This is a genomic window from Mycobacterium asiaticum (assembly GCF_001673635.1).
GTDB lineage: Bacteria > Actinomycetota > Actinomycetes > Mycobacteriales > Mycobacteriaceae > Mycobacterium > Mycobacterium asiaticum_C.
This window is the reverse complement of record NZ_LZMH01000006.1, coordinates 53,599-65,187: the sequence shown is the minus strand read 5'-3', so window position 1 is coordinate 65,187 and position 11,589 is coordinate 53,599. Positions and strand designations below refer to the sequence as shown.

General features: G+C 66.3%; 10 protein-coding genes. 9 read left to right on the top strand and 1 reads right to left on the bottom strand.

What is annotated here, in order from left to right; translation table 11 throughout:
* Window positions 1–1,469 (bottom strand): PE family protein (locus tag A5645_RS01665; protein WP_155767802.1); only part of this gene is annotated, 1,469 nt, incomplete at its 3' end.
* Window positions 1,470–1,843: 374 nt separating this feature from the next.
* Between A5645_RS01665 and argC the strand changes: the two genes are divergently transcribed.
* The 9 genes from argC to A5645_RS01620 all read left to right on the top strand — a co-directional run bounded on the left by argC (window position 1,844) and on the right by A5645_RS01620 (window position 11,568).
* Window positions 1,844–2,887, top strand: a complete 1,044-nt coding sequence (gene argC / locus A5645_RS01660) for an N-acetyl-gamma-glutamyl-phosphate reductase (protein WP_065128286.1) — start codon at window positions 1,844–1,846, stop codon at window positions 2,885–2,887.
* Window positions 2,884–4,095, top strand: a complete 1,212-nt coding sequence (argJ, locus tag A5645_RS01655; RefSeq protein WP_065128285.1) for a bifunctional glutamate N-acetyltransferase/amino-acid acetyltransferase ArgJ — start codon at window positions 2,884–2,886, stop codon at window positions 4,093–4,095. The genes argC and argJ overlap by 4 nt, the downstream gene beginning before the upstream one ends.
* Window positions 4,092–4,979: an acetylglutamate kinase gene (argB, locus tag A5645_RS01650; RefSeq protein WP_065128284.1), complete on the top strand. Its 888-nt coding sequence runs from the start codon at window positions 4,092–4,094 to the stop codon at window positions 4,977–4,979. Before argJ ends, argB begins: the two co-directional genes overlap by 4 nt.
* Window positions 4,976–6,166: an acetylornithine transaminase gene (locus A5645_RS01645; RefSeq protein ID WP_065128283.1), complete on the top strand. Its 1,191-nt coding sequence runs from the start codon at window positions 4,976–4,978 to the stop codon at window positions 6,164–6,166. Before argB ends, A5645_RS01645 begins: the two co-directional genes overlap by 4 nt.
* On the top strand, window positions 6,163–7,089 hold the full coding sequence (gene argF / locus A5645_RS01640; protein WP_065128282.1) for an ornithine carbamoyltransferase: 927 nt from the start codon (window positions 6,163–6,165) through the stop codon (window positions 7,087–7,089). The genes A5645_RS01645 and argF overlap by 4 nt, the downstream gene beginning before the upstream one ends.
* Window positions 7,086–7,592, top strand: a complete 507-nt coding sequence (locus A5645_RS01635; RefSeq protein WP_065038015.1) for an arginine repressor — start codon at window positions 7,086–7,088, stop codon at window positions 7,590–7,592. Before argF ends, A5645_RS01635 begins: the two co-directional genes overlap by 4 nt.
* A gap of 65 nt (window positions 7,593–7,657) precedes the next feature.
* The gene (locus A5645_RS01630) at window positions 7,658–8,854 is read left to right on the top strand and encodes an argininosuccinate synthase (protein ID WP_065128281.1); all 1,197 of its coding nucleotides are present in this window, start codon (window positions 7,658–7,660) and stop codon (window positions 8,852–8,854) included.
* Window positions 8,855–8,957: 103 nt separating this feature from the next.
* Window positions 8,958–10,370, top strand: a complete 1,413-nt coding sequence (gene argH, locus A5645_RS01625; RefSeq protein ID WP_065128280.1) for an argininosuccinate lyase — start codon at window positions 8,958–8,960, stop codon at window positions 10,368–10,370.
* 136 nt (window positions 10,371–10,506) lie between these two features.
* Entirely contained in the window at window positions 10,507–11,568 is a 1,062-nt protein-coding gene (locus A5645_RS01620) for a type III polyketide synthase (protein ID WP_065038012.1), read from the top strand.
* The last annotated feature ends 21 nt before the right edge of the window (window positions 11,569–11,589 follow it).

Sequence of the window (11,589 nt, the reverse complement as noted above, 5' to 3'; positions counted from 1 at the left end):
AGCACCAGGCCGGGCAGGCCGGGGATGGTGATGCCGGGCAGGCCGAAGTTCAGCGGCGGGAACTGGAAGCCGGGGAATCCGGGCAGCGGCGGCAACTCGAAGTTGCCGGCCAGGTTCACCAGGGCGTTGAGCCCGCCGGTCAGGGCGGCGCCGAAGTCGGGCAGCACCAGGCCGGGCAGGCCGGGGATGGTGATGCCGGGCAGGCCGAAGTTCAGCGGCGGGAACTGGAAGCCGGGGAATCCGGGCAGCGGCGGCAACTCGAAGTTGCCGGCCAGGTTCACCAGGGCGTTGAGCCCGCCGGTCAGGGCGGCGCCGAAGTCGGGCAGCACCAGGCCGGGCAGGCCGGGGATGGTGATGCCGGGCAGGCCGAAGTTCAGCGGCGGGAACTGGAAGCCGGGGAATCCGGGCAGCGGCGGCAACTCCAGGTTGCCGGCCAGGTTCACCAGGGCGTTGAGTCCACCGGTGAGGGCGGCGCCGAAGTCGGGCAGCACCAGGCCGGGCAGGCCGGGGATGGTGATGCCCGGCAAACCGAAGTTCAACGGCGGGAACTGGAAGCCGGGGAACCCGGGCAGCGGCGGCAGCGACAGGTTGCCGGCCAGGTCAACCACAGCGTTTATCCCAGCGTTGATGGAGGCGCCGAGGTTGGGCAGGCTGAAGTTGCCAATAAGGTTCAAGCCGGTTTGCAAAGCCTGGTTTAGGCCAGCCGAGATGTTGCCGATGATTTGTCCACCGGTTTGGGCGATTACAGCGAGCGACGGCAGGGCACCGGTGAGATTTGCGGTCAGGTTGAGGCTGAGGTCAGCGCCAAGGGTCCCGTTGAGCAGTGCGGCAAGGGCGGCGTTGCCTTCGGCGGTAAGCGCGGCACCTGCTGCCGATAACGAAGCACCTGCTCCACCCAGGCCGATGCCGAGGTTTGTGATCAATTGCCCTGTCTGGGCGAGTCCCGCGCCAAACCCAGACGCTAGTGCGCCACCGGTCTGCAGAGCCAGACCCGCGCCGAGGCTGGGGAGAGCGGCGAAGGCGCGGACGGCACTGGCGGCATCAAGCGCAAGCGATCCCGACCCGCCGATCGAGCCGCCGAAGCCGCCCAACGAACCCGAAAGGGCGCTCTGGAACCCGGCGGCGAGGTTTCCGATGCCGATCTCGATGTTGGCCAAGATGTTGTTCAGGTTGAACAGTGCCGAGATATTGACTGCTTCCGCGGAGGCGTACGCGGTTGCGCCTCGGGTCAAAGAGGCCACGAACTGTTCGTGGTATGCCGCCGCTTGCGCGCTAGCGGCTTGGTAGTCGCTACCAAGGGTGCCGAACAACCGCGCGATCGCGGCCGACACCTCGTCGGCGGCGGCAGGCGCCAACGCCGTGGTTGCCCCCGCTGCAGACGAGCTCACTTGAACCAACGACGACCCGATGCCGGCCAACTGCTCAGCGGCAGCTTCGACGAACTCAGGTACGGCGATAACAAAAGACATGATCCATCTCCCCAGATGACCCCAATGGAACAAGCCGTTGACCCAATGACGCCCGAACGCCGATGGGACTACGCGTGCCCACTAAGTCCCCAAACTTGGGCACGGCTAAACCAGTTATCTCTAAGAATTTTCAGCCGGATGTTCAAGTCGGGCTGAGCGTCTCGGTGGCAATACCGCCGAGCGGAAACTGGTGTCTGGCAGAGCAATTGCTCCACCGACGAAATTAACAGGATCAGCGACAAATGGGAACCACGAGTCGGCGTGTTCGCTTGACATCGACCGGTTCCGTGTCCGCCGAATGAACGGAGTGTGCGCTCCGCAAAATCCTGAGAATTAATTTGCAAAACACTGCATAATCATGCAACCATCGCCGGATGGTCGATGGGATACGGGTGGCAGTCGCCGGGGCAAGCGGCTACGCGGGAGGCGAGATCCTCCGCTTATTGCTGGGACATCCGGCCTATGCCGACGGTCGACTGACAATCGGCGCCGTGACAGCCGCATCCAGCGCGGGCACCACCCTCGGCGAGCACCATCCGCACCTGGTTCCCTTGGCCCAGCGAGTCGTCGAGCCGACCGATCTGACCGTCCTGCAGGGTCATGACGTGGTCTTTCTCGGGTTACCGCACGGCCACTCCGCCGCCTTGGCCGAGCGTCTCGGTGAGGAAACACTGATCATCGACTGCGGCGCTGACTTCCGCCTCGGCGATGCTGGAGCTTGGGAACGCTTTTATGGCTCCCAGTATGCGGGGAGCTGGCCCTACGGACTGCCGGAGCTGCCGGGCGGTCGGGAGAAATTGGCAGGAGCACGCCGAATCGCGGTGCCGGGCTGCTACCCGACGGCCGCACTGCTGGCGCTCATCCCTGCCGTCGCTGCAGACCTCGTCGAACCGGCGGTCACCGTCGTTGCAGTGAGCGGCACATCGGGAGCGGGCCGGGCGGCAAAGACCGACCTACTCGGCGCCGAGGTCATTGGATCGGCCCGGGCCTACAACATCGGTGGGGTGCACCGGCACACCCCCGAAATCGCTCAGGGGCTGCGGGCGGTGACCGACCGGGAAGTCACGGTGTCATTCACTCCGGTCTTGATCCCGACGTCGCGCGGCATTCTTGCGACCTGCACCGCTCGCACGCGGTCGCCGATTTCGCAGTTGCGCGCCGCTTACGAGAAGGCTTACCACGACGAGCCGTTCGTCCACCTGCTGCCGGAAGGACAGTTGCCCCGCACCGGATCAGTAATAGGTAGTAACGCGGCCCAAATCGCGGTAGCTGTGGACGAGGACGCGTCGACGTTCGTGGCGATCGCGGCAATCGACAACCTGGTCAAAGGCACCGGGGGTGCCGCAGTGCAATCCATGAACTTGGCGCTGGGTTGGCCGGAGACCGAAGGACTTTCGGTGGTGGGGGTGGCGCCGTGACCCGCACCGACGAGACGAGGCTGCTGCGTGCGCAGGGTGTCACCGCGCCGTCAGGCTTCCGTGCTGCCGGCATCGCCGCTGGCATCAAGGTTTCCGGGGCACCGGACTTGGCGTTGGTCTTCAATGAGGGTCCGGACTACGCCGCTGCCGGAGTGGTGACTCGCAATAAGGTCAAGGCCGCGCCGGTGTTGTGGACCCAACAGGTGCTGACCACGGGGCGGCTGCGCGCCGTGATCCTGAATTCCGGTGGCGCCAATGCATGTACCGGCCCCGGCGGTTTCCAGGACACGCACGCCACGGCCGAAGCGGTTGCCGCTGCATTGTCGGAGTGGGGAACCGAGACGGGCGCCATCGAGGTAGCCGTCTGCTCAACCGGGCTGATCGGTGACCGCCTGCCCATGGATAAGGTCCTCGCCGGGGTCAGTGACATCGTGCACGAGATGCACGGCGGGCTAACCGGAGGCGACGACGCTGCCCAGGCGATCATGACCACCGACACCGTCCCCAAACAGGTTGCGCTGCACCACCAGAACAACTGGACGCTGGGCGGCATGGCCAAGGGCGCCGGCATGCTCGCTCCGTCGTTGGCCACCATGTTGTGTGTGCTCACCACCGACGCCGTCGCCGAACCCGCGGCACTCGACCAGGCGCTCAGGCGCGCCGCGGCAAAAACATTCGAGCGACTCGACATCGACGGTAGCTGTTCTACCAACGACACCGTCCTGTTGCTTGCGTCCGGCGCCAGTGAAATCGCCCCGTCGCAGGACGATCTCGACGACGCGGTGCTGCGGGTCTGTGACGACCTGTGCGCGCAACTGCAGGCCGACGCGGAGGGAGTGACCAAACGTGTCACAGTGACCGTGTGCGGCGCCGCCACCGAGGAGGAGGCGTTGACGGCCGCACGGGCCGTCGCCCGCGACAGTCTGGTCAAGACCGCAGTGTTCGGGTCCGACCCGAACTGGGGCCGGGTCCTCGCGGCCGTCGGGATAGCGCCGGTGACGCTGGAACCGGACCGGATTACCGTGTCGTTCAACGGTTCCGTGGTATATCGGGACCAAGTGGGAGCGCCTGGGGCGCGCGACGTGGATCTGTCCGGGGCAGACATCGAGATCGTGGTCGACCTCGCGATCGGGGCCGGTCAGGCAGCCGTCCGAACCACGGACCTGTCCTACGGCTACGTCGAAGAGAACTCGGCTTACAGCTCATGAGCGCCGATACCGCCGCGCTATCCACCCAGGTCAAGGCCCAAGTTCTGGCCGAAGCCCTGCCGTGGCTCAAGCAGCTGCACGGCAAGATTGTCGTCATCAAATACGGCGGCAACGCCATGACCGATGACGCGCTGCGTCGGGCTTTCGCCGCGGACATGGCTTTCCTGCGCACCTGCGGGATTCATCCGGTGGTCGTGCACGGTGGCGGACCCCAAATCACCTCCATGCTGCGGCGACTCGGCATTGAAGGTGACTTCAAAGGCGGCTTCCGGGTCACCACACCTGAAGTGCTTGATGTGGCGCGGATGGTGTTGTTCGGGCAGGTAGGCCGAGAACTGGTCAACCTCATCAACGCGCATGGGCCGTATGCGGTCGGCATCACCGGCGAGGACGCACAACTGTTCACCGCCGTCCGGCGCCGGGTCACCGTCGACGGCGTGGACACCGACATCGGCCTGGTCGGCGACGTCGAGCTGGTCAACACCGCGGCGGTGCTGGACCTCATCACCGCGCGCCGGATTCCGGTGGTATCGACGCTGGCACCGGATGCCGAGGGCGTGGTGCACAACATCAACGCCGATACCGCCGCGGCGGCGCTGGCTGAGGCGTTGGGGGCCGAAAAGCTGTTGATGCTCACCGATGTCGAAGGGCTCTACACCAGCTGGCCGGACCGTACCTCACTGGTCAGCGAAATCGACACGGCCACACTGTCCCAACTTCTTCCCACGCTGGAGGCCGGCATGATCCCCAAGGTCGAGGCGTGCCTGCGGGCGGTCACCGCCGGGGTACCCAGCGCGCATGTCATCGACGGGCGGGTGGAGCACTGCGTCCTCGTTGAGTTGCTCACCGATGCGGGTACTGGCACGAAGGTTGTGCCCCTATGACGCAAACCAGTGCCGTGCAACAGCGTTGGCAAGCGGTGATGATGAACAACTACGGGACGCCCGCGATGGCGTTGGCCAGCGGCGACGGGGCCGTCGTCACCGACGTCGACGGCAAGACCTACCTCGACCTGCTCGGCGGCATCGCCGTCAATGTGCTGGGCCACCGGCATCCCGCCGTCATCGCTGCGGTCACCCACCAGATGTCGACGCTGGGTCACACCTCGAACCTTTACGCGACCGAGCCGGGTATCGCGTTGGCCGAGGAACTCGTCGCCCTGCTCGGAGCCGAGGAACAGACACGAGTGTTCTTCTGCAACTCCGGAACTGAGGCCAACGAGGTAGCTTTCAAGCTGACCCGACTCACCGGACGCACGAAAATCGTTGCGGCTCAAGAAGCGTTCCACGGCCGCACGATGGGTTCGCTGGCCCTGACTGGGCAGCCGTCAAAACAGGCGCCGTTCGCACCGCTCCCAGGGGAGGTTACCCACGTCCCGTACGGCGACGCCGACGCATTGACCGCCGCGGTCGACGACGACACTGCCGCAGTCTTTCTCGAGCCGATCATGGGGGAGAGCGGTGTCGTCGTCCCGCCCGCGGGGTACCTCGCCGCGGCCCGGGATGTCACCGCGCGGCATGGCGCCCTGCTGGTGCTCGACGAGGTGCAAACCGGGATGGGGCGCACCGGCACGTTTTACGCCCATCAGCACGACGGCATCACGCCCGATGTGATCACCCTGGCCAAGGGTCTTGGTGGCGGCTTGCCGATCGGGGCATGTTTGGCGCTGGGTCGCGCGGGCGACCTGCTGACCCCCGGTCTGCACGGCAGCACGTTCGGGGGCAATCCGGTGTGTACCGCGGCAGCGCTGGCGGTGCTGAAAGTGCTTGCCGCGGACGACTTGGTGCGCAGCGCCGACGTACTGGGCAAGTCGCTCCGGCACGGGATCGAAGCACTGGGACACCCGCTGATCGACCACGTCCGCGGCAGAGGACTACTGCAAGGCATCGTGCTGTCCGCGCCACACGCCAAGAACGCCGAGGCGGCAGCACGCGATGCCGGGTATTTGGTAAATGCCGCCGCCCCCAATGTCATTCGGTTGGCGCCACCACTGATCATCACCGAGTCCCAACTCGACGGCTTCGTGGCCGCCTTGCCGGGCATCCTCGACGCAGCAGGAGACCAAAGGTGACCAGGCATTTTCTGCGCGACGACGACCTCACCCCGGCCGAGCAGGCCGAGGTTCTCGAACTCGCCGCCGTACTGAAAAAGGACCCGTTCAGCCGTCGCCCGCTGGAGGGCCCGCGCGGGGTCGCGGTCATCTTCGACAAGAACTCGACCCGCACCAGGTTTTCCTTCGAGGTGGGAATCGCCCAACTCGGCGGGCACGCCGTGGTGGTCGACGGACGCAGCACCCAGCTCGGTCGCGACGAGACACTGGAGGACACCGCAAAGGTGTTGTCCCGCTTTGTCGACGCCATCGTGTGGCGGACATTCGGTCAGGAGCGGCTGACCGCCATGGCCTCCACCGCGTCGGTGCCGGTGGTCAATGCGTTGTCGGATGAGTTCCATCCCTGCCAGGTGCTGGCGGATCTGCAGACCATCGCCGAACGCAAAGGCGCGCTGTCCGGCTTACGGATGACCTATCTGGGGGACGGCGCCAACAACATGGCGCACTCGCTGATGCTGGGTGGGGTCACCGCTGGCATGCACGTGACTATCGCTGCGCCAGAAGGGTTTACGCCGGATCCGGAGGTAGTGACCGCGGCCCAGCGCCGCGCCCGCGAGACCGGCGCAGAAGTGGTCGTGACCGCCGACGCCGACGCCGGTGCCGCCGGTGCAGACGTGTTGGTGACCGACACCTGGACATCGATGGGGCAGGAGGAAGACGGGCTCGACCGCGTCAAGCCGTTCCGGCCATTCCAGGTCAACCAACGGCTGCTCGGCCTGGCTGATCCGGAAGCCATTGTGCTGCATTGTCTTCCGGCGCATCGCGGCGATGAGATCACCGACGAGGTGATGGACGGGCCGGCCAGCGTGGTGTGGGACGAAGCCGAGAACCGCCTGCATGCGCAGAAGGCGTTGCTGGTGTGGCTGCTGGAGCGGTCGCGATGACAACTCATGAAGCCAAGGCGGCACCTGAGGTCAGCGGCAACCGCGCCGGCCGGCAGGCCCGCATCGTCGCAATCCTTTCCACCAAGGAGGTCCGCAGCCAGAGCGAACTGGCGGCGCTGCTGGCCGCGGAAGGCATCGAGGTCACCCAGGCCACCCTCTCGCGCGACCTCGAGGAACTCGGCGCGGTGAAACTGCGCGGGGCATATGGTGGCGTCCCCGTCTACGTCGTGCCCGAAGACGGCAGCCCGGTCCGGGGCGTCTCCGGCGGGACCGGGCGCCTGTCCCGACTGCTCGGCGAGCTGCTGGTGTCCACCGACGCAAGCGGAAACCTGGCGGTGCTGCGCACGCCTCCGGGCGCGGCGGACTACCTGGCCAGCGCGATTGATCGCGCGGCGTTACCGTACGTCGTCGGCACCATCGCCGGCGACGACACCGTTTTCGTGGTGGCACGCGAACCGATGACCGGGGCCGAAGCTGCCACCGCCTTGGAGAAGTTGAAGTAGACCTCAAATAAGCAGCCGCAGGTTCTTGCCGAAGACTCTGCGGCATCAACAAGGAGAAACTGTTCATGTCAGAGCGCGTCATCCTCGCGTATTCGGGCGGCCTGGACACCTCGGTGGCCATCAGTTGGATCGGCAAGGAGACGGGTCGCGAGGTCGTCGCCGTCGCCATCGACCTCGGCCAGGGCGGCGAGGACATGGATGTCGTGCGCCAACGGGCGCTGGATTGCGGCGCGGTGGAAGCCGTCGTGGTCGACGCCCGTGACGAGTTCGCCGAGGGCTACTGCCTACCCACGATCCTCAACAACGCGTTGTACATGGACCGCTACCCGCTGGTCTCGGCCATCAGCCGGCCGTTGATCGTCAAGCACCTGGTCGCGGCCGCGCGTGAGCACGGCGGCGGGATCGTCGCCCACGGCTGCACCGGCAAGGGCAACGACCAGGTGCGGTTCGAAGTCGGATTCGCCTCGCTGGCACCGGATCTCGAGGTGCTGGCACCGGTACGGGATTACGCGTGGACCCGCGAAAAAGCGATTGCCTTCGCCGAGGAGAACGCCATCCCGATCAACGTCAGCAAACGCTCGCCATTCTCGATCGACCAGAACGTGTGGGGCCGTGCGGTGGAAACCGGCTTCCTCGAACACCTGTGGAACGCGCCCACCAAGGACGTCTACGACTACACCGAAGACCCCACAGTCAACTGGAACACCCCCGATGAAGTGATCGTCGGCTTCGAAAAGGGTGTGCCCGTCTCGATCGACGGCAAGCGGGTGACCATGCTGCAGGCGATCGAGGAGCTCAACCGTCGCGCCGGCGCGCAGGGAGTCGGGCGGCTGGACGTCGTGGAAGACCGACTGGTGGGTATCAAGAGCCGCGAGATCTATGAGGCGCCGGGGGCCATGGTGCTCATCACCGCGCACACCGAACTCGAACACGTCACACTCGAGCGCGACCTGGGCCGCTTCAAGCGCCAGACCGATCAGCGCTGGGCCGAGCTGGTGTATGACGGGCTGTGGTACTCGCCGCTGAAGGTTGCGCTGGAGAGCTTCGTCGCCAAGACCCAAGAACACGTCACCGGTGAGGTGCGGCTGGTTCTGCACGGCGGCCACATCGCGGTGAATGGCCGGCGCAGCGCCGAGTCGCTCTATGACTTCAACCTGGCCACCTACGACGAGGGCGACACCTTCGACCAGTCCATGGCGAAGGGCTTCGTCTACGTGCACGGGTTGTCGTCCAAGCTCTCCGCCCGCCGGGACCTGCGGTGACCGTTTCTGCGCGAGCTGGGGGCACCGCCCGCTTGCGGGGGAACGCAAAAGTCCTCGACACGCCGGGCCTAAAGGGGCTTTTGCGTCTGTTCGGCGAAGAAAAATGAGCACCAACCAGGGGTCGCTGTGGGGCGGCCGGTTCGCCGGCGGTCCGGCCGACGCGCTGGCCGCGCTGAGCAAGTCCACCCACTTCGACTGGGCACTGGCCCCCTACGACATCACCGCCTCCCGCGCCCACACCGTGGTGCTCTACCGCGCCGGGCTGCTCACCGAAGACCAGCGCGACGGGCTGCTGGCGGGCCTGGACAGCCTCGCCGAGGATGTGGCCGACGGCAGCTTCGGTCCGCTGGTCACCGACGAGGATGTGCATGCGGCGCTGGAGCGGGGCCTGATCGACCGGGTGGGACCGGACCTGGGGGGTCGGCTCCGGGCCGGCCGGTCCCGCAACGACCAGGTGGCCACGCTGTTCCGCATGTGGCTGCGCGATGCGGTGCGTCGGGTCTCCGACGGCGTATTGGATGTGGTGTCGGCCCTGGCCGACCAGGCCGGCGCCCACCCGACCGCGATCATGCCCGGCAAGACACATATGCAGTCCGCCCAGCCGATCTTGCTGGCTCACCACCTGCTGGCGCATGCCCAGCCGTTGCTCCGTGACGTGGACCGGCTGCTGGACTTCGACAAGCGCGCCGCGATATCCCCGTACGGTTCGGGCGCCCTCGCCGGTTCGTCGCTGGGACTGGATCCCGACGCGATCGCCGCGGACCTGGGTTTCATTGCGGCAGCGGATAACTCGATAGACGCCACCGCCGCCCGGGACTTTGCCGCAGAAGCGGCGTTCGTGTTGGCCATGATCGGTGTGGATCTGTCCCGGCTCGCCGAGGACATCATCATCTGGAGCTCGACGGAGTTCGGCTATGTGACCTTGCACGACGCGTGGTCCACCGGGAGTTCGATCATGCCGCAAAAGAAGAACCCCGACATCGCCGAGCTGGCTCGCGGCAAATCCGGGCGGCTGATCGGCAATGTGGCCGGACTGCTCGCGACGCTCAAGGCGCAGCCGTTGGCTTACAACCGTGACCTGCAGGAAGACAAGGAACCGGTGTTCGACTCGGTGGCGCAGCTGGAGTTGCTGCTGCCCGCGATGGCCGGCTTGGTCGGTAGTCTCACGTTCCACGTCGAGCGGATGGCCGCGCTGGCCCCGGCTGGCTACACCCTGGCCACCGATGTCGCCGAATGGCTTGTACGACAGGGTGTTCCGTTTCGATCAGCACACGAAGCCGCCGGTGCGGCGGTGCGTACCGCCGAGCAGCGCGGCGTCGGGCTGCAGGACCTGACCGACGATGAACTGGCCGCGATCAGTCCCGAACTGACGCCGAGCGTCCGGGACGTGCTGACCATCGAAGGCTCGGTGTCCTCGCGCGATGCCCGCGGCGGCACCGCACCCAGCCGGGTCGCCGAACAACTGACCGTCGTGCGCGAAACGGCCGACCGGCTGCGACACGCGCTGCGGCGTTGACCGGCAGCCCGTTCCTTTGCCGGTCAGATTAGGGCGGACTAAACTTCCAGATCTGAGTAAGCCGGTTGAATCCAAATCAATCGACCCTGCACGTGAACCTGGCGGCCGAGATGTTCGTATCAGAGGGGTGATACCAATGAGCGTCATCGCAGGCGTCTTCGGCGCCTTGCCGCCATACCGGTACTCGCAGGCCGAGCTCACCGATTTCTTCGTCAGCATTCCGGACTTCGAGGGTTACGAGGACATCGTCCGGCAGCTGCACGTCAGCGCCAAAGTCAACAGCCGCCACCTGGTGCTGCCGCTGCACAAATATCCGACGCTGACCGACTTCGGCAACGCGAACCGCATCTTCATCGAAAAGGCGGTTGACCTGGGCTGTGAGGCCCTAACCGGCGCGCTCGACGAGGCGGGCCTGCAACCGCAAGACCTCGATGTGCTCATCACGACGACGGTCACCGGGCTCGCCGTGCCGTCCCTCGACGCCCGGATCGCCAGCCGCCTCGGCCTGCGCAGCGATGTGCGAAGGATCCCGCTGTTCGGCCTCGGCTGTGTGGCGGGTGCGGCTGGCGTAGGGCGCCTGCACGACTATCTGCGCGGCGCCGTGGACGGGGTGGCCGCACTGATCTCGGTCGAGCTGTGCTCGCTCACCTACCCGGGGTACAAGCCGTCCGTGGCAGGCCTGGTGGGCAGCGCGTTGTTCGCCGACGGCGCCGCGGCGGTGGTGGCCGTGGGGGAGCGCCGCGCCGAACAGGTCGACGCACGCGGACCGGCCATCGTGGATTCCCGCAGCCATCTCTACCCCGACTCGCTGCGCACCATGGGTTACGACGTGGGCTCGGAAGGCTTCGAGTTGGTGCTCTCGAAGGATCTCGCGGAGGTGGTGCGGGAGAACATCCGCCACGACGTCACCTCGTTCCTGGACGCGCACGGCCTGAGCATTACCGACATCGGGGCCTGGGTGAGCCATCCCGGCGGCCCGAAGATCATCGAGGCGATCAACGACACCCTGGGGCTGCAGCCCGAGGCGCTGGAACTGACCTGGCGTTCGCTCGGCGAGATCGGCAACCTGTCGTCAGCTTCGGTGCTGCATGTCCTGCGTGACACCATCGGCAAGCAACCGCCCAGCGGCAGCCCCGGCCTCATGATCGCGATGGGTCCCGGATTCTGCTCCGAACTTGTGTTGCTGCGTTGGCACTGATGCACGCCGGCGGACTGTCCC